Genomic DNA, 18,671 nt, shown 5'->3' on the forward strand with positions numbered 1-18,671 from the left:
CCTGTTCCGCCTAGACTGGGCGGCGCGGTGAAAGGCGGATTCCGAGTGCCAGACGACACGGGCCGGCCCGGGGGCAGCAGCCGGCGGCACAACATCGTGGTCGGTCTGATCGCCGTGCTGATCGTGGGCGCCGCCCAGTTCGTCGTGGAGTGGGCGCAGAATCCCTGGTCGGTGCTGGGCGGCGCGATGGTGATCGCCGCGGTGACGCTCGGGACGCTGAAGTTCCCCGATTCCCTCGCCTGGCTGTTCGAGAAGATCACCTCGATGCCCGGGTGGGCCAAGGCGGGTGCGGCCGGTGCGCTGGCGCTCGTGGTGCTCGTCGCCGCGACGGTGGCGGCGGTCGCCTGGTCCGGTGACGACGACTGCCCGCAGGCGTTCGGGCTGCGCATCCTCACCTCGCCGGAGGGTCTGCAGGCCACGCGTGAGCTGGCCCAGGAGTACGCGAGGGCCACCGCCCGCGACAACGACGGATGCCCGGCGGTGTATCCGTACGTCTATGCCGCCGCAACCTCGGCGGTGAGCGGCGCCCTGGCCCGCGGCTGGACCGCCGCGGGCACGGAACGCCCGCTCGATCAGCTGGGCCCGCTGCCGGACCTCTGGCTGCCCGATTCGATGCTGGACGTACGCCGGGTCCGCGACATCGTCGCGAAGGGTTCGCTGCAGTCCCTGCTGCTGCCGGTGACGTCGATCGGTTCGTCGCCGATCGTGCTGGCCGGCAGCGCCGTGTCCGACGTCGACGCCACGTCGCTGCCGGAGCTGGTGTCGTCGCTGCTGGAGCGGCCCGCGCCCGGGCTGTCGCTGTCGGCCGCCGATCCCGAGGCTTCGGCGGCCGGGCTGCTCGCCGCCGCCGTCTACCTGCACGACGCGCAGGGCGTGATGGTGCAGCCGGAGGTGGCCCGCCGGCGCGCCCGGATCGTGTTCGATTCCACGACCGCCGGCACCGATGAGGTCAGCCTGCTGTGTTCCTACCGGCGTGAGCGCAAGGCGCCGGCTGCCGTACTGGTCAGTCTGCGGACCTGGCAGCGTTTCGTGGAGGGCCGGGCGCTCGGCGCCGGTTGCCCGGCCCCGGGCCCGGCCGCGCCGAACCTGCCGGAGCCGGCGGTGTTCAAGTCCGGTCCGGCGCTCGATCACCCGTTCGTGCAGTTCAGCTGGACCAGCGCCCGGCACCGGGAGGCGGCCGAACACTTCCGCGACTGGCTGCGCAGCGAGAACGCCGAGCCGCACCGCGCGGCGGCAGGCCTGGACGATCCGCTGGAGGCCTGCTCCGAACTGGACGTCAACGCGTGCCTGCCGGCCGATCTGGGGGCGACGCTGGACCGCTACGAGAACGCCAAGCGGCCTGGCCGGGTGCTGCTGGCGGTGGACAGCTCGGGGTCGATGGCCGAGGGCGCCCGGTTCACCGTCGCCGCCCAGGGCGTCGGCGCGGCGCTCGGGCAGCTCGGCGCCCGCGACGAGTTCGGCCTGTGGTCGTTCCCGGTGCCCCGCGGCCGCCGCTCGTACGAGCTGGTCGGGGTCGCGACGGGTTCGCCGCAGCACCGCAAGGCGGTGGTCGACAGGCTGCGGGCCGTCAAGCCGGCCGGTGGGACGCCGCTGTACGCGACGATTCTGGCGGGCATGCGGGAGCTGTCCGCGGATGCCGACGACGAGCGGATCCGGGCGCTGGTCGTGCTGACCGACGGCGAGGACACCGGCAGCAGCGCGCGCGTGCGGCAGACGGTGCTCGGCGAGGTCGGTCGCCGGGCCGCCGGGTCCGACGTGCGGCTGTACGTGATCGCCACCGGTGAGGCCCGGTGCGAGGACCGCACCGGCACGGCCGGACCGGGACTGTATCTGCTGGCCGCCGCCGGTCGCGGCGAGTGCGTCGTGGCCGGGCAGGGACAGGTGCCGGAGACCATGGCCAGGCTTTTCGAGACCCTGTGGAGCGGGCGTTGATGAAAACGGGATCGCTGGCGTGGTTCGTTTTGGGCGTTCTGCTGATGGCCGCCGGCATGGCCGTGCTCGATCTGGTGAATGAACCGGAGCCGGAGCCGGCGCCGGCCGGGCTGGTCCTGCTGTCCGGCGAGGACGAGAGCACCGGCGGGCAGCGGCAGAAGCTGATCGAGCAGTGGAACGAGGAGCACGAGGACACCCCGGTCACCCTGGTGAGCCTGTCGCGCAGCGCTGACGCGCAGCTCAGCGAGATGCGGGCGCGGGCCCAGTCCGACGTGCCGAACGTCGACGTCTACAACCTGGACGTCACGTGGACCGCCCAGTTCGCCTCGGCCGGCTTCATCCTGCCGCTCAACGAGAAGACCGACACCGGCGGTTTTCTCGCCGCCCCGCTCGCCACCTGCCGGTTCGACGACAAGTTGTGGGCGCTGCCGTTCAACACCGACGCCGGGCTGCTCTACTACCGCAAGGGTGTGCAGCCGGAGGCCCTGCCGGAGACGTTGCTGCCGGACCGCAACGACGTGCAGGTGCTGGCCGATGCGGTGCCGGGCGTCGAGGCCGGGCTCGTCACGCCGCTCGCCCGCTACGAGGGTCTGACCGTGAGCGCGCTGGAGGCCATCTGGGCCGAGGGCGGCGACGTGTACGACGCCGAGAAGGACCTGGTCGTGATCGACAGCGACGAGGCGCGGGCTGGGCTGCGCAAACTGGCGGCGGCATTGCAGCCGGTCGGCGACATCCCGCCGGCCGTCCACCCGGAGTCGGTCAACTTCCGCGAGGACACCAGCCGCGCGGCCTTCCAGAGCGGCAAGGCCGCGCTGATGCGCAATTGGCCGGTGGCGTACGGGCAACTGCGCGCGGGCGACAAGCCGATGTCCGATTTCGACGTCGGGCCGCTGCCCGGGCCGAGCGTGCTCGGCGGGCAGAACCTGGCCGTGGCAAGCAGCACCCGCGATCCGCAGGCCGCCCAGGAGCTGATCGAGTTCCTGACCAGCGAGGAGAGCGAACAGCGCCTGTTCCGTGACGGCGGTCTGGCGGCCACCCGGACCGCCGTCTACGACGATCCGCAGGTGCTGGCGAAGCGCCCGTTCGCCCCGACGCTGAAACAGGCCCTGGAGAACGCCCGGCCACGCCCGGAGACGACGCACTACGCGCTGTTCAGCAGCACTTTCCAGGAGATCGTGACGCAGGCGCTGAACAACGGCGGCGAACTGCCCGGTGACGCGGTGGCCCGGCTGACCGACGCGCTGCACGGCCGGATCAACTGAGTTCCGGTCACCGCCGCCGGAAGCGGGCCTCGGCCTCGTCGATGGCGGCGAGCTGGGCGACGATCTCGCCGGGCGACGAGTCACCGACCACCTTCTGCAGGAACGGCGTGTGGTCCAGGATCAGGTCGCGGACCGGGCGCAGCGGCGCCGGGGCGTGGTGGAAGACCTGGCCGAGCAGGTACGCCTGCTGGACCTGACGGGCGGTGTGCGGCTTGCGCGGCGCCTCGAACGCGCCCAGGGCGGCGCGCACAGCGGCCTGGTCGGACAGATCCACACCGGCGAGCCGGCGGCCGAGGAAGTAGCCGTCCTCGGTGGCCATGCCGGCGCCGTACGCGGCGTACGGCGAGGTGGGGTGCGCGGCGTCGCCGACCAGCGTGACCCGGCCCTTCGACCACTGGGCGAGCGGTTTGCGGTCGCGCAGCACCCACCGCTGGACGTGGGCCGGGTCGGTGGCGGCGATCAGCTGCGGCAGCGGGGCGGCGAACCCGGCGCCCATCGTGGTGGCGGTGGCGTGCAGGTCGCCGGTGAACTCGCGGCCGGCGTCGTGGGCGCCCAGCACCCACCACTGGAAACCGTCGCGGCCCTTGGCGCGGATCGAGGTCCAGCTGCCCTGCACGGTGCGGCTGTGCGAGACGATGCACAGGCCGCGGTCGGCGCTCACGCTCTCGTCGAAGGTGTAGCCGCCGAAGATGTGCAGGTTGTGCTCGCGTTTCGGCGCCTCGCCCCACAGGGTCCGGCGCACCAGAGAGTCGATGCCGTCGGCGCCGACCAGCACGTCCACCTCGATCGTGTCGCCGTCGGACAGATGCAGCCGTACGCCGCTCTCGTCCTGCTCGAAGCTGTCCACCGCCCGGTTGACCTGCAGGACGCCCGGCGGGAGGGCGGCGAGCAGTCGCGCGTACAGATCGGGGCGTAGCAGCCCGATGAACCCGCCGCCGTAATCGGTCACGACCTCGTCGGGCAGGTTGACCCGGACCCGGGTCCGTCCCGCGGCGGTCCGGAACTCCGAGTAGCAGGGCGCGCCCAGGTCCTCGATGTCGACGCCGAGCAGGCCGAGTGCCTTGATGGGCGGCGGCCACAGGTTGAGGATGTTGCCGGCCGGGCGGGCCTGCGGGTAGCGCTCCAGGAGCAGGGCCTCGTGTCCGGCCTGGTGGACGGAGAGCGCGGTGGCCATGCCGGCCGGTCCCGCTCCGATGACCGCGACGCGGCCGGGGCGTGCAGTGCTGCTCATGGAAGTCTCCCTCGACGTGCTTCTCGTGCAGCAGAACGTAGCGTTCACTACGCTTTTGCCACAACCCCCGAATCCGCGAGGATGACGACCATGACCGCTTCCCCCGATCCCGGCTCGCTGGAGGTCCGGCCTCCGCTGCAGCAACGCAGCCGCGAGGCGTGGCAGCGGGTCCTCGATGCCGGGGTCGCCCTGGTCGAGGAGGGCGGCTACGAGGCGTTCACCATCGCCGCCGTGTGCGAGCGCGCCCAGGTGCCGCCGCGTGCGCTCTACGCCCGGGTCGACAACAAGGACGCCCTGTTCCTGGCCGTCTACGAGCACGGCATGGCCCGGGTGCTGGCCGAGCACGCGGTGTTCGACGACGGCGAGCGATGGCAGGGGCTGACCGCCGACCGGGTCGTCGCCGTCGCCGTCGCCGAGGTGGCCGGCATGTTCGCCCGGCACACCGCCTTCCTGCGCGCCATCGTGCTGATCTCCGGAGCGCACCCCGAGGTCTACCGCCGCGGCGTGCGCTACACCCAGGAGCTCGGCGACCGGTTCACCGCGCGACTGCTCAGCGTGGGGGCGGGCGCCGGTGAGCCCGATCCGCGGGCCGCGGTCCGGGCCGCGTTCAACGCCGTCTTCTCCTCGCTGGTGCTGCGCAACGCCTACGGCCCCGCCTTCGCCACCCCCGCGGACAGCGAGGATGACTTCCGGCGGACCCTCACGGCCATGGTGAGCCGCTACCTGCTTTGATCGACATCAGCCGATGGGCGTATCGGCGCGGTCCCGCGGGTATCCGGTCACCATGTCCACCCCGTCCTCGGCACGCCGGGTCATCGTCGCCAGCCTGATCGGCACGTCCCTGGAGTGGTACGACTTCTTCCTCTACGGGTCGGCCGCGGCGCTGGTCTTCGGCAAGCTGTTCTTCCCGCAGTTCGAGTCGCTCACCGGGACGTTGCTGGCCTTCACCACGTACGCCGTCGGGTTCGTGGCCCGCCCTCTGGGCGGAGTGATCTTCGGGCACTTCGGTGACCGGGTGGGCCGGCGCAACGTCCTGGTCGTCACGCTGCTGCTGATGGGCGCCGCGACATTCGCGATCGGGCTGGTGCCGACCTATGCCGCGATCGGGGTGGCCGCGCCGATCCTGCTGGTGCTCCTGCGGTTCCTGCAGGGCCTGGGGCTGGGCGGTGAGTGGGGCGGCGCGGTGATCATGTCGGTCGAGCACGGCGACAGCCACCGGCGCGGCCTCAACGCCAGCTGGCCGCAGGTCGGCGTGCCCGCCGGGAACCTGCTCGCCGCCGGCGTGCTGTGGATCCTGAACGCGATGCTGTCGGAGTCGGCGTTCCTGTCGTGGGGCTGGCGGATCCCGTTCCTGCTCTCCGGCGTCCTCGTCGTGGTCGGCCTGTGGATCCGGCTGACGATCACCGAGTCACCGCTGTTCGCCGAGGTCGAGCAGTCCGGGGCGAAGGCGAAACTGCCGCTCGTGGAGGTGCTGCGCCGGCACCCGCGGGGACTGCTGGTCGCGATGGCCGCCCGGATCGGCACCGACGTCGCGTTCTACACCTTCTCGCTGTACATCCTGACCTACATCACCGGGACCCTGGGCCTGCCGCGCAGCGTCGGCCTGGCCGCCGTCCTGATCGGCTCGGCGTTCCAGCTCGCCCTGATACCGGCATTCGGCGCGCTGTCCGACCGGGTCGGGCGCCGGCCGGTGTACGCCATCGGCGCGGCCAGTGCCGCGATCTGGGCGTTCGCGTTCTTCCCGCTGCTGGACACCGGCAACCGGGCGGTGATCGTGCTGGCCACGGTGATCGCCCTGGCCACCCACGCCGCGATGTACGGGCCGCAGGCCGCCTTCATCGTCGAACTGTTCAGCACCCGCCTGCGCTACTCCGGCGCGTCGATGGGCTACCAGATCGCCGGCATCCTCGGCGGCGCCCTGGCCCCGATCATCTCGATCCAGCTGGTCCGGGCCACCGGCACGGCGTTCGCGGTCTCCGCGTACGTCCTGGTGGCCCTGCTGATCACGCTGGTCGCCCTCTGGTTCGCCCCGGAGACCTCACGCCTCGACCTGCACGCCGAGCACCCTGACGCGACCGGTGCGTCCACCCACCGCGTCTGACTCGCGCGGGACGCTGACCCCTGACAGCACATCGGCGGCGAGGATGACCTCGCCGCCGATCAAGTCTTCCGACACTCGCCGAGCAGGTGCACGATCAGCCGGCGGAGCCTTCGCCGCCGCGCTCCCCATAGTGCTTCGACGTAGTCGTCATCTTTGCCCCCACACCGCAGAGGGTGACCTCGGCCCGCAATCGCCCCGTGAGGCCTTTCGCGTCGATCGCCCGAATTATGGACCGCCACCGGCCCTTTGCCACCGGGAAGCCTAGCGCAGCAATGGAGGGATTGCGGGACTAACACTCATTCCGGTTCGGACGACTCGATGAGGCGGAACCAGCCGAATGGGCGTCACCTCCCCAATCCACTCGCAATCCGAACTCGTACCGGGCCGCGGTCGCCGGCTTGTCGGCACGCCACAGGATCAGCCAGTTACCATCCGAATCCATTTCGGCTTCACCGACCGTGCCGCGACGATTACGCTCCTGGAGGGAAACTGCCGCCGCCTTGGCATCGAATATGAACCGAATGGTGAATTCCCCTATCGAAAAGGCCCGGACATCGTAGCGAAACGTATCGAGGCCGATGGTTCTCAAAGGGTCCCAGAGTCCGTTGACGGTATAGGAGATCTCCCACTGCAGCTCGTCGTGTTCGGCCACGGGCATGAAATGAACGACGCCGCGCCCGGTGTCGTCGAGGGGCATCCAGCTCGCTTCGGCGCCGGCGTTCAGCGCCTGCACCCGCGGGGTGATCGAGATCTTCTCCGCGTCGGAACCGGCGAACGGGGAGATCAGCGTCAGCGCCCGCTGCTCGACGACGCGGGCGGATCGGGTCGAACGGCGCTCGAGGACGCGGTCACCCTCGGCCGTTCCACCGACCCAGAGCGTCAGGTCCAGGTCCTCGGTGAAAGGCCCGTCCTGGTTGGCGGGTTCGGCGACGGGACGCGACGGATGAGCCCGGAGCCGCCGCGCGAGGAAGACCCCGGCACCCACCAGCATCAGGCACAGGACGAGCAGGGCTGCCCGGGGACCGGCACTGACTCCGACCACCAGCAGGACGTTGAGCATGGTGACCACGATGGGCACCACCCACGACGCGATCATCCCCACCCTCGACAGCCGGCGACCCGCATCCCTCGGCACACCAGGGTTCGCCATCACGTCGCACCCTCCCGCTTGATGAGCTTCAACGACCAGCTGATCGGATTGACCGCGGCCCGGCCCGCCACACCCGGCAGGCCGGCGACATCCTGGACGGTGTACCGGTGCTGACCGGCGTCGTCACGTTCGAAGGTGACGCCGGACGGCAGCATCTGAGTCTGCGGGTCGGACAGCCAGCCCAGCGACGCCGGCACCCGGAAGACGAAGGTGAGTGACCGCACGGGGCTGCGCCGCTTGGACTCCTCCTCGAGACCGATCGCCGGCGGTATCCATTCGAACTCCTGGAGTCCCCCTCGCCGCAACAGGTCCCAGTAACCGGGTGAGCGGTAGCTGGCCGACCATTGGACCCGGTCCCGTGGGGGCGCGAAAAGGACCAGCGCCCGGGGCGGGTTGCCCGGCAGCCTGATCTCGACGGCTGCCTGCGGTTCACCCGGCGGCTCCGGCTGCCGGTTCAGCACCAATTTGATGTCCGCCCAGGTCAGCTTATGGCTCGCCTCGCGGTTGAGCGCTTCGAGGTGGAACCAGTGCACGATCGAACCGGGAGCGGCCCGCGTGACGTGATATTCCTCGATGGTGTCGTCGTCCGGACGTTCGCCGATATTGAACACAATCGTGCGGTCGTCGTGGTAAGGCCGGTATCCGGCGAAGGTGCTGTCCAGAGCGTTCTTGGTGCGGTCCAGCTCAGCGGCGACCACGGCGGGCCCACCGTCGCTCCCGTTCAGAGCGAGCTGGTAGCCGACCGGAAGCAGACTCACCGCCACCACGAAACCAAGAGCCACCATGCCCGCCGGCGTGAACCGGTCCAGGGTGGCGATCTGGATGACCGTGGCGGCCAGCCCGCCGACGGCCGCGAACGACGGACCGATGAGGATCACGAATCGGCGCAGGGCGGACCGCCGGCGCTTGCCGGCATGCCCATCGGTCATCGGGCCGTGGCCTGACGCTGCGACCCGCGAGCTTCTCCAGCATCGCCAAGCCCTCCGGCTCCTCCGACGTTTCGCGAAACACCCTCAGAACTACACATCAGTATGAAGTCTACGAAGAGTGCGAACCAGGCGCATAAGTCGGAAATGCTGCACTGCGCCCATGTGGGCGCGCCCGCCGACTGTTCCGGCCGACCATTTCGCCTTGTCCCTGCTGGTCATCAAACCTTCGCGGACTTCATCGGCGAAGACCGGGGAAATCCCGGTCACCCGTCCGAGGGCTTATGCCGGAAGGCCATTACACCCAACCGAGGAGATCGCCCCTTCCGCAGTCGCCGGTTCGAGCGTCGCCCTTCCGGCAGAAAAGTGAAGGGGACGGGGAGCGCCTGGTTACGCCTGGACGAAGCGGGAGGCCACCGTGCCGTCCTCGTGCAGAGCGCAGAGGCGGGCGCCGGTGCGGCCGGTGCCGCCGATGACGATCCGGTCGCCGTCGTGCTGGAAGGCGATCAGCGTCGACGGGGCGCCGATCACCGCGCCGGCCTCGAACGGGTCGTGCAGGTGGCCGGTCAGCAGTGCGCGCAGGTGGGGCCGCCGCGCGACGGCTGCGGTCAGCTCGGCGGCGCCGTCCAGCTGGAACCACTCGTGGGTCGACGGGGACACCGGCGGATGGTGCAGGGTCAGCAGGGTGGGGCGCTCGTCGTAGCGGTCGATCCGGGCCATTTCGGTACCGACGTCGACACTGCCGTGGATCTGGCCGGGCCGCGACGAGTCCATGCCGATGATCCGCCACGGTCCGAGTTCGAGGACGTCGGGGCCGAAGAGATCGCGGATCACCTGCGGGTCGTCGTGGTTGCCGGGCACCGCCAGTGTCGGCAGGCCGAGCGGGGCGAGCATCGCGACCAGGTCGGCGGCGGCGGCGTGGGTGCCGTCGTCGGTCAGGTCACCGGTGAGCACCAGGGCGTCGACGGCCCTGTCAGAGACCGCGTTCAGCACGGTGGTGAGCCGGGCGGCCGGGTCGCGGCCGTTGACTGCGATCCCGCCCGCGGCGAAGTGGATGTCGCTGAGGTGCAGCAGATGCAGGGTCACGGCGTCTACCGTACGCAACCCTTCTTTTCATGACTGTCGATGTGTTGTAACGTCGCCTGGGAGCGCTCCCACGTCCCCAGGAGCTGTCCATGAGAAAAGCCTTCCGTTCCCTCATCGCCGCCACCGTGTTCGCCGTCGCTGCCGTGACCGCGTTCGTGGTGGCCCCACCGGCGCAAGCCGACACCCTGATCTGCGAGCAGTACGGCGCCACCACGATCGGCGGCCGCTACGTGGTGATGAACAACCGCTGGGGTGGCACCGCCGAGCAGTGCATCAACGTCACCAACACCGGTTTCACCATCACCAGCCAGCAGAGCGTCGGCAACACCAGCGGCGCTCCGGTGTCCTACCCGGCGGTCTACTTCGGCTGCCACTACACCCGCTGCTCCCCCGGCACCAACCTGCCGATACGCGTCGGGTCCATCTCCAGCGCGACCAGCAACGTCAGCTACACGTACGTCTCCGGCGCCACCTACAACGCCTCCTTCGACATCTGGCTCGACCCGACGCCGCGCACCGACGGCGTCAACGCGCAGGAGATCATGATCTGGTTCAACCGGCAGGGTTCGATCCAGCCGATCGGCTCGCAGGTCGGCACCGCCACCATCGGCGGCCGGACCTGGCAGGTCTGGCGCGGCAGCAACGGCTCGAACGCGGTGATCTCCTACGTCGCGCCGTCCCCGATCACCAGCTGGAGCTTCAGCGTCCTGGACTTCATCAACGACGTGAAGAGCCGCGGCGCGATCACCGATTCCTGGTACCTGACCAGCATCCAGGCCGGCTTCGAACCGTGGATCGGTGGCGCCGGGCTCGCGGTGAACAGCTTCAGCGCATCCGTCAACGGCGGTGGCACCACCAGCCCGCCGCCGTCCAGCCCGCCGCCGTCCAACCCGCCCGGCAACAGCTCCTGCCGGGTCACCTACGCGACGAACGTGTGGAACTCCGGCTTCACCGCCAACGTCACCGTCGCCAACACCGGCAGCGCAGCGATCAACGGGTGGACCCTCGGGTTCACGCTGCCGTCCGGCCAGTCGGTCACCAACTCGTGGGGCGCCACGCTGACCGGCAGCTCCGGCGCGATCTCGGCCCGCAACGTCGGCTACAACGGCAGCATCGCCGCGGGCAGCAGCGCCACCTTCGGATTCCAGGGCACCTACAGCGGCAGCTTCGCCGCACCGTCCACCTTCACCCTCAACGGCACGGCCTGCACCCGGGCCTGACCTCAAGCCTGGTCGCCGCCCTGCGTCCCCTGCAGGGCGGCGACCAGCGCCGCCACGGCCCCGGGCGCCTGCGGCAGGAACAGCGACGGCTCGACCAGCTCCACCTCCAGGACGCACGGTTCGCCCCGGTCGTCGCGGACCAGATCGACGCGGGCGTAGAGCGGGACGCCGAAACGCTGCGCCACGACGTCCACGGCATGCTGGGCCACCGCGATCTGTTCGGCCTCGGCGACATGCGGAGCGTTGGTCTCCTCGGCGAACAGGTCGTCGATCACCCCGGCGCGCGGCAGCGCCACCCGCTTGCTGGCGGCATGGCTGTAGCGGCCGCCGAAGAACACCAGCGGCCACTCGCCGTCCACCGCCACCGACGCCAGCAGCGGCTGCACGAGCACGCTCGCCCCGGCGGCATGCAGGCGCCGCACGTGGCCGGCCGCCGAATCGTGCTGGTCCGGGCCGTAGGAGGCGGCGTCCCGGCTGCCCGCGCCGATCGCCGGCTTCACCACGAACTCGCCCGCAGGAAAGGCCGGGGAGTCGCCCGGTTCCAGGAACAACGTCGGAGTGATCGGTACGCCGGACCGCTCCAGATCCGCGAGATAATGCTTGTCCAGGTTCCAGCGCACCATCGCCAACGGATTGCGCAGGTCCGTGACCTGGCCGACGGCCTCCAGCCAGGCCAGGAACGCCCCCAGACGCTGCGGATAGTCCCAGGTCGAGCGCAGCACCACCCGCTCGTAGCCGGCCCACCGCACCGCCGGGTCATCCCAGTCGACGACATCGACGGTGACCCCGGCAGCCCGCAACGCGGTCACGGCGAGTTCCTCGTCCTCGTCCCGGCCGCGAGCCTCCTGCGTGGTCACCCATGCCAGCCTTCTGATCACGACGTGACGATACGGCGCTCAGATCCAGCCGTTGGCACGGGCGCTGATGGCGGCCTCGATACGGTTGCGGGTGCCGGTCTTACCGATCGCGGCGGACAGGTAGTTGCGGACGGTGCTCTCGGACAGGTGCAGGCGGCCGGCGATGTCGGCGACGGTCGCGCCGTCCACCGCGGCGGCCAGAACGTCGCGCTCCCGGTCGGTGAGCGGGTTCGGGCCGGTCGAGAGGGCCGCGGCGGCGAGGGCGGGGTCGATCACCCGGTCCCCGGCCAGCACCCGCCGGACAGCGGCCGCGAGGTCCTCGACCGGGCCGTCCTTGACCAGGAAGCCGGCCGCGCCGGCCTCCATCGCCCGCCGCAGGTAGCCGGGCCGGCCGAACGTGGTCAGGATCAGAACCCGGCAGCCGGGTAGCCGGTCACGCAGCACCGCCGCTGCGTCCAGGCCGCTTCCGTCGGGCATCTCGATGTCCAGCAGGGCGACGTCCGGCCGCGTGGTCAGGGCTTGCTCCACGGCTTCCGCGGTGGTTGCGGCCTGGGCCACCACCTCGATGTCGGGTTCCAGGCCCAGCAGCAGGGCCAGGGCGCCACGCATCATGCCCTGGTCCTCGGCGAGCAGCAGCCGGATCATCCGGTCACCCGCCCGGGGACGTGGGCGGTGAGCAGCAGGCCGCCGTCGCGGGCCGAGGCGAACCGCAGCGTGCCGCCCACCCGCTCCATCCGTTCGGCAAGGCCGCGCAGACCGTTCCCCGGCTCCGGCCGGCCACCGGCGCCGTCGTCGCGGACGGTCAACGTCGCTCCCGCGGCGTCGACCTCGACCGCGATGTCACACCGTGCGGCCCCGCTGTGCCGCAGCACATTGGTCACCCCTTCCCGCAGCACCCACCGGAACGCGTCGCCGGCCTCGGCGCCGAGCGGCTGTCCGCTCTCCCGCACCGTCACCGCGATGCCGACGTCGGCCAGGATGGCTCGGGCATGGGCCAGTTCCCGGCCGAAATCCTGCTCACGGTAGCCGTTGACCGCCTCCCGAACCTCGGCCAGCGCCGTGCGACCGATCCGTTCGATGTCGGCCGCCTCCACCGCGGCCCGGCCGGGATCGGCCGGGACGAGCCGGCGCACCACCTCGGCCTTCACCACCACCAGCGACAACGTGTGGCCGAGCAGGTCGTGCAGGTCCTGGGCGAAGCGCAGCCGTTCCCGCTCGACCATGCTGTGGGCCAGTTCCTGCTGCGTGCGGCGCAGCTCCTCGACCAGCCGAGCCACCCGCGCGAAGGCCACCGTCACCGCGCCGGCCAGCAGCGTGATCAATGCCGTCGTCATCGTGTCGTCGCCGGGCAGCCGGTGCGCGGCGCCGATCACCAGCACCGCGACCACGCTGCCGCCGACCCAGGCGAACGCCCAGCCGGCGCGGGCCAGCCCCACGGCGCCGGCCGAGCAGACGAACATCAGCAGGATCAGCCAGTCCTGCGGGCCGCCGGCGTACGCGCCGGCCAGCCCGACCCCCAGCACCGCGAGCAGGGCGAGCCCGACGCGGTGCACGGCGGGCCGAACCGTCAGATCCATCACGGGTACGGCTACCAGCGCGAGGTTGAGCAGGGCGAAGACGACCAGTCCCACCGCTGCCACCGGCGCCCGGGCGACCTGTCCCCGCGCGATCGCCGCGGCCGGCGGCACGAGGAACCACAGCCACAGGGTGTGCGCCGCCAGCAGGGTCAGCCCGCGGCGCGCACCACGGTCGGCGGCGGTCGGGACGGCGGGTGCACCGGGCATGGTCGACACGGTAGTGGCGCTCAGCGGCGTACGGTCGAATGGCGGTAGGCCCGGGCCGCCGCGGCGGCGAAGACCACCGTCCAGACGGCGAGCACACCCAGGCCGGGCGCCGCGGGCGGCTCGCCGGCGGCCGCGTGCCAGCCGAGCTCGGCGTAGCGGTAGGTGGGCAGTGCGTGCGCCAGGTGCTGCAGCGCCTCCGGGAAGTACGTCGCGGGAACCAGCAGTCCACCGAGGACCGCCAGGGCGAGGAAGACCAGGAAGTTCGCCGGCTGGGCGACCTGCGGGGTGAGCCCGTACCCGATGGCCAGGCCGAGCAGGGCGAACGGGACCGTGCCGGCCCACATCAGCAGCACCAGGGCGACCCACCGGCCGGCGCTCAACTCGACGTGGTGCTGAAGGCGCCCGGCGATCCCCACGGCCACCACCGGCGGGACCGCGCACAGCGAGCTCAGCAGCGCCTTGACGGCGACCACCCGCGAGGAGGGCAGCGGGGTGACGCGCAGCTGCCGCAGCCAGCCGACCGCACGTTCCTGGGAGACCGACGCCCCCACCATCAGCACCCCGGCCACGGCGCCGTACCCGGCCAGCCCCACCATGATCGCGGCCGGGGCGTCCAGGCCCTCGAGCTGGTCGCCGCCCGCCCAACTCGAGAAGATCAGGTAGGTGGCGACCGGGCCGAGCACGGCGAACAGCGTGAGGCGGGGGTCCCGGACCAGGCGGCGCAACTCGAATCGCAGGTAGGCACGCATCTCAGTGCTCCGTTCCGGCGGTCAGGGTGAGGAAGGCGGTGTCCAGTCCGGCGGTGACCTCCAGCCCGCGGAAGCCGCGGCCGGCCAGCGCGGTGACGGTGGCGTCGGCGTCTTCGGTGGTGAGCACCACCCGGTCCCCGCGGATCCGCACCGACCGGACGCCGGGCAACGACTCCAACCCGTCGACGGGGGTGCCGGCCAGGTCGACGGCGACAGTCCGGCCGCCGGCGAGAGCCCGGATCTGCGCCGGTGAGCCGTCGGCCACCACCCGGCCGGCGGCGAGCACCACGACCCGGTCGGCGAACTCGTCAGCCTCATGCAGGTGGTGGGTGCTGAACAGGACGGTGTGCCCGGTCTCCGCGTACCGGCGCACCGCGCTCCAGAACGCCTGGCGGGCGGCGACGTCCATGGCCGCGGTCGGCTCGTCGAGAACCAGCAGGTCCGGGTCGCCGGCCAGCGCGAACGCGAACCGGGCCCGTTGCGCCTCGCCGGCGGAGAGCCGCTCCAGCCGCCGGCCGGCCAGTTCGGTCAGCCCGGACGTTTCCAGTAGCCGGTCGGTGGCGAGCGGACGCGGGTACAGCGCCCGGGCCAGTTCGATGAGTTCCCGGACGGTGGCGGCAGGCGCCAGTCCGGCATCCTGCAGCATCGCGCCGACCCGACCGGCCCGGACCGCCTCGGCGGGTGGCCGGCCGAACACCGCCACAGCGCCGGTGTCCGGCGGGGTCAGACCCAGCATGATCGAGATCGCGGTCGTCTTGCCCGCGCCGTTGGGCCCGAGCAGGGCGACGACGGTGCCCTGCTCGATCGTCAGGTCGAGGCCGGCGGCGGCCCGAACGGATCCGAACCGGCGGGCGATGCCAGTGAGTCGTACAGCGATGTCACCCATGCCGATCACGTTAGGAACGTGCCGCGGCGGCCGGCAGAGCCGTGGATACGCCGTGCGCGGTGACAAATGTCCTGCCGTGGCGGGCCGGGTCAGCCGGCCCGCACCGCCGCGCTCAGCAGGCGTTCCAGGCTGGTGGCGGGACAGCCGGTGAGGTCGGTGACGTGGGTGGTCACGCCGGCCAGTTCGCCGGCGGCGATGGCGGTGTACGTGGAGACCCAGGCGTCGACCTGCCAGCGCGGTGCGCCGTACGCCTCGCGGGACGCGTACGCCTCCGGCACCGTCTCCGCGTGATAGCTGATCTCGCGGCCGGTCGCCTCGCTCAGCAACGCCGCGACCTCGGCGAGGGTGAGCGCCTGCGGGCCGGTCAGCGAGTAGGTCTGCCCGGCGTGCGGCGCAGGATCGCGCAGCACGATGCTCGCCGCGTCGGCGATGTCGTCCTGGGCGACCGCGGCGACCCGGCCGTCTGCGGCCGGGCCGCGGATCACGCCGTCGGCGCCGGCCAGGGCGGGCAGGAAGTCGGCGTACAGGTTGTCGCGCAGGAACGTCGCGGCCAGACCGGACTCGCGGATGTGCTGCTCGGTGGCCCAGTGGTCGCGCGCCAGGGTGAAGGTCGCGTCCGGCGCGGCGCCGTAGAACGAGATGTAGACCAGGTGCCGGACACCGGCGGCCACGGCGGCGTCGACGAAGGTGAGGTGCTGCTGCACCCGGTCGGGTGTCTCGGCGGCCGACACCATCAGCACGGTCTCGATGCCGTCGAGGGCGTCGCGCACCGCGGCGCCGTCGTGGTACGGCGCGAGCACGCTGGTGCTGTCCGGCAGGCGCGGGGCGCGGGCCTGGTCGCGGACGAGCAGCCGCTGCGGCACGCCGACGGCTGCCAGCCGCCGTGCGACACGTCCACCGAGCTGCCCGGTGACGCCGGTGACGGCCACGGGAAGAAGCATGATCCGATCCTAGGGGGTCGCGCGCGGTGCCGTACGGCGGCATTTGCCCTGAAGGGTCTATTCCCGTCGAACCCGGCCGACAGCGGCGCCGGCAGGCAGAGAATGGAACCTGCGACATGCGGTACGGGGATGGTGATCGTCGTGGTCGCGCAACAGAACAGCCACAAGAGATCGGCCACCGACGCCATCGTCGGCTGCGACACCGAGGGCCGGATCACCGCCTGGAACCGGGCGGCCGAGCGGATCTACGGCTACCGCTGTGCCGAGGTGCGCCGCCGGCCGGTGACGATGATGTTCCCCGCCGACGTCGCCGACCGGGACTGGCAGATGTTCCAGGCGGCGCTGCGCGGTGTCACCACCAGCCAGCTGCGCACGGACCGGCTGCACAAGGACGGGACCCGCATCCCGGTCCGGATGTCGTTCGCTCCACTGGAGGGCGTGGACGGGTCGGTGCGCGGCGTCGTCAGCGTCGGGCACGAGCTGACCGACGAGATCAAGTCCGAGGCGCGGATGGCGGCGCTGCTGCAGGCGACACCCGACGCGATCGTCGGCCTGCACCGCGACGGGCGGATCGCGTTCGCGAACCGGTCCTGCGAGAAGCTGCTCGGCTACCGCCCGGACGAGCTGATCGGCCGGCAGGCCCGGATGCTGTTCCCCGAGGACGTCCGCGCCGCCATGATCGATCTGCGGGAGCGCCTGTTCGCGGACGCGGAGCTGCGCGCGCAGACCCACACCGTGCCGACCCGGATCCTGCGCAAGGACGGCATGGTGCTGCCCAGCGAGACCACGCTCAGCTGGCACGACGAGCCGGGCGAGCCACTGATGATCGCCGCGATGCGGGACCTGTCGGAGCTGCACCGGGCGGAGTCGCGCCTGCGGGCCCTGCTGGAGGCGGTGCCGGATGCCATCACCGGCATCGACGCGGACGGCCGGATCGTGATGGTGAACCAATGCGCCGAACAGTTGCTCGGCTATCCGCGCAGCCAGTTGCTCGGCCGGCCGTACACCCCGCTTCTTCCCGACAGCGAGCGGGAGCGCGCCGCTCAGGCCGTCGCCGCTGCGTTCGCGGCGCGGGAGCAACGGACGGTGGCGTACGCCGACGTGATCCGCGCCGACGGCAGCCTGGTGTCCACCGAGAACATCCTCACCCGCTTCGACACCGGCGGCGAGTCCATCCTGCTCATTCTCGGGCGCGACATCACCGACCGGGTCGCGGCGGAACGGGAGCGGGTCCGCCTGATCGAGCAGGTGCAGCGGCAGCGCGCCGAGCAGGCCATCCTGCGGGCCCAGCGGCTGGAGACGCTCGGCCGGCTCGCCGGCGGCGTGGCCCACGACTTCAACAACCTGCTCGCGGTCATCGCCAACTACGCCGACCTGCTTCACGAGGAGGTCACCGAGCTGGCCGGCGCCGACCCGCAGCGCTGGAGACCCTTCGGCGAAGATCTGGCCCGGATCCAGCAGGCGGCCCAGCGCGGCGCCGCACTGACCCAGCAGCTGCTGACCTTCAGCGGTCGCGACCTCAATCGGCCCCAGGTGCTGGCGCCCGCCGCAGCGCTGGAACGGTTGCTGCCCGCGCTCCGGACCGCCGCCGGGGAGCTCCACGCGATTACCACGGACACCGCCGCCGAGTTGTGGCCGATCCTGCTCGACCCCGGCCAACTCGAACAGATCCTGGTCACGCTGACCGCCAACGCCCGTGACGCGCTGCCGGACGGCGGCCCGATCCGCATCGCCGTCGACAACTTCCGGGCCGCACCGGGCGACCCGGCCTACCAACCGCCGCCGGAGCCGGAGCAGCGCTACCTGCGGCTGCGGGTGATCGACGACGGAACCGGCATGACCTCCGAGGTCGCCGCCCGCGCCTTCGAACCGTTCTTCACCACCAAGGCGAAGAACTCCGGAGCGGGACTCGGGCTGGCCGCCGTGCACGGCATCGTCGGGCAGGCCGGCGGCTGTCTGGCCATCGAGTCCCGGCCGGGCGCCGGAACCACCATGACGGTCCTGCTCCCGGCCACCGACCGGACGCCGTCCAGCCCGGCACGGACCGGCACCGGACCGGCGGAGCCGCCACCGCGCGTCGTGTTGCTGGTCGACGACGAGGAGGGCGTCCGCGAGTCGACCGCACGGCTGCTGACCCACCACGGCTACCAGGTGCTGACCGCCCACGACGGCCTGGACGCCCTGCGCCTCGCGCAGCAGCACCGCGATCAGATCGACGTGCTGCTCACCGACCTCGTGATGCCGAAGATGCACGGCGGTGAGCTGGCCCGCCGCGTCGCCGATCTGATCCCCGGTGTCCGGGTGATCTTCATGTCCGGCTACGCCGAACCGCTGCTCGACACCGCGCCGACCGACTCGGCGGTCCCGCTGCTGAAGAAGCCGTTCACCACGGCCGACCTGTTACGGATCGTGACAGCAGGGACACCCTCACGGTGACACGGTTGCGACCATGGAGCCCGAGGGCGAGGCTGAGGTAACCGTGCCGCGCGTTCCGCGGCACCCCTTTCGAGTGCGGGCATGGCCGTTGTGGACCCTGATGCTGATAG

General features: G+C 71.6%; 16 protein-coding genes. 6 read left to right on the forward strand and 10 right to left on the reverse strand.

Annotation, left to right across the window (positions count from 1 at the left end; all coding sequences use genetic code 11):
- The first annotated feature begins 45 nt into the window (after positions 1–45).
- Together OHA21_RS18680 and OHA21_RS18685 are read left to right on the forward strand one after the other, a co-directional pair.
- The gene (locus tag OHA21_RS18680) at positions 46–1,932 is read left to right on the forward strand and encodes a vWA domain-containing protein (protein WP_328475335.1); all 1,887 of its coding nucleotides are present in this window, start codon (positions 46–48) and stop codon (positions 1,930–1,932) included.
- Positions 1,932–3,194: an extracellular solute-binding protein gene (locus tag OHA21_RS18685; protein ID WP_328475336.1), complete on the forward strand. Its 1,263-nt coding sequence runs from the start codon at positions 1,932–1,934 to the stop codon at positions 3,192–3,194. The genes OHA21_RS18680 and OHA21_RS18685 overlap by 1 nt, the downstream gene beginning before the upstream one ends.
- Positions 3,195–3,201: 7 nt before the next feature.
- Here OHA21_RS18685 and OHA21_RS18690 read toward each other — a convergent pair whose 3' ends face one another.
- Positions 3,202–4,425, reverse strand: a complete 1,224-nt coding sequence (locus OHA21_RS18690) for an FAD-dependent oxidoreductase (RefSeq protein ID WP_328475337.1) — start codon at positions 4,423–4,425, stop codon at positions 3,202–3,204.
- A gap of 90 nt (positions 4,426–4,515) precedes the next feature.
- Between OHA21_RS18690 and OHA21_RS18695 the strand changes: the two genes are divergently transcribed.
- Complete coding sequence (locus tag OHA21_RS18695) at positions 4,516–5,157, forward strand: TetR/AcrR family transcriptional regulator (RefSeq protein WP_328475338.1); 642 nt, start codon at positions 4,516–4,518, stop codon at positions 5,155–5,157.
- A gap of 13 nt (positions 5,158–5,170) precedes the next feature.
- Positions 5,171–6,526 (forward strand): MFS transporter, encoded by a 1,356-nt coding sequence (locus OHA21_RS18700; RefSeq protein WP_328475339.1) that lies wholly within the window; start codon positions 5,171–5,173, stop codon positions 6,524–6,526.
- 289 nt (positions 6,527–6,815) lie between these two features.
- Here the strand turns inward: OHA21_RS18700 and OHA21_RS18705 are convergent, their stop codons facing one another.
- The 3 genes from OHA21_RS18705 to OHA21_RS18715 form a co-directional block, all read right to left on the reverse strand.
- Positions 6,816–7,622, reverse strand: a complete 807-nt coding sequence (locus OHA21_RS18705) for a hypothetical protein (protein ID WP_328475340.1) — start codon at positions 7,620–7,622, stop codon at positions 6,816–6,818.
- Between the two features lie 53 nt (positions 7,623–7,675).
- Entirely contained in the window at positions 7,676–8,605 is a 930-nt protein-coding gene (locus OHA21_RS18710) for a hypothetical protein (protein ID WP_328475341.1), read from the reverse strand.
- A gap of 387 nt (positions 8,606–8,992) precedes the next feature.
- A complete protein-coding gene (locus OHA21_RS18715) occupies positions 8,993–9,688 on the reverse strand; it encodes a metallophosphoesterase (RefSeq protein ID WP_328475342.1) in 696 nt (231 codons plus the stop codon).
- Between the two features lie 89 nt (positions 9,689–9,777).
- Here OHA21_RS18715 and OHA21_RS18720 point away from each other — a divergent pair, with 89 nt between their 5' ends.
- Complete coding sequence (locus tag OHA21_RS18720; protein WP_328475343.1) at positions 9,778–10,908, forward strand: GH12 family glycosyl hydrolase domain-containing protein; 1,131 nt, start codon at positions 9,778–9,780, stop codon at positions 10,906–10,908.
- A gap of 2 nt (positions 10,909–10,910) precedes the next feature.
- On the opposite strand, the gene OHA21_RS18725 is transcribed toward OHA21_RS18720, so the two are convergent.
- From OHA21_RS18725 to OHA21_RS18750, 6 genes are all read right to left on the reverse strand, one after another.
- A complete protein-coding gene (locus OHA21_RS18725; protein ID WP_328475344.1) occupies positions 10,911–11,786 on the reverse strand; it encodes an ATP-grasp domain-containing protein in 876 nt (291 codons plus the stop codon).
- 18 nt (positions 11,787–11,804) lie between these two features.
- Positions 11,805–12,410 carry a response regulator transcription factor gene (locus OHA21_RS18730; protein WP_328475345.1) on the reverse strand — a complete coding sequence of 202 codons (606 nt, stop codon included), beginning with the start codon at positions 12,408–12,410 and terminating at the stop codon, positions 11,805–11,807.
- A complete protein-coding gene (locus tag OHA21_RS18735; protein WP_328475346.1) occupies positions 12,407–13,549 on the reverse strand; it encodes a sensor histidine kinase in 1,143 nt (380 codons plus the stop codon). The genes OHA21_RS18730 and OHA21_RS18735 overlap by 4 nt, the downstream gene beginning before the upstream one ends.
- Positions 13,550–13,569: 20 nt before the next feature.
- Positions 13,570–14,298, reverse strand: coding sequence for an ABC transporter permease (locus OHA21_RS18740; RefSeq protein WP_328475347.1), 729 nt, complete (start codon positions 14,296–14,298; stop codon positions 13,570–13,572).
- 1 nt (position 14,299) lies between these two features.
- A complete protein-coding gene (locus OHA21_RS18745) occupies positions 14,300–15,184 on the reverse strand; it encodes an ABC transporter ATP-binding protein (protein ID WP_328475348.1) in 885 nt (294 codons plus the stop codon).
- Between the two features lie 89 nt (positions 15,185–15,273).
- The gene (locus OHA21_RS18750) at positions 15,274–16,125 is read right to left on the reverse strand and encodes an SDR family oxidoreductase (RefSeq protein WP_328475349.1); all 852 of its coding nucleotides are present in this window, start codon (positions 16,123–16,125) and stop codon (positions 15,274–15,276) included.
- A 129-nt stretch (positions 16,126–16,254) separates the two neighbouring features.
- On the opposite strand from OHA21_RS18750, the gene OHA21_RS18755 reads away from it, so the two are divergent.
- Positions 16,255–18,561, forward strand: a complete 2,307-nt coding sequence (locus OHA21_RS18755) for a PAS domain-containing hybrid sensor histidine kinase/response regulator (RefSeq protein ID WP_328475350.1) — start codon at positions 16,255–16,257, stop codon at positions 18,559–18,561.
- Positions 18,562–18,671 lie beyond the last annotated feature (110 nt).

The sequence above is a fragment of the Actinoplanes sp. NBC_00393 genome, from assembly GCF_036053395.1.
GTDB lineage: Bacteria > Actinomycetota > Actinomycetes > Mycobacteriales > Micromonosporaceae > Actinoplanes.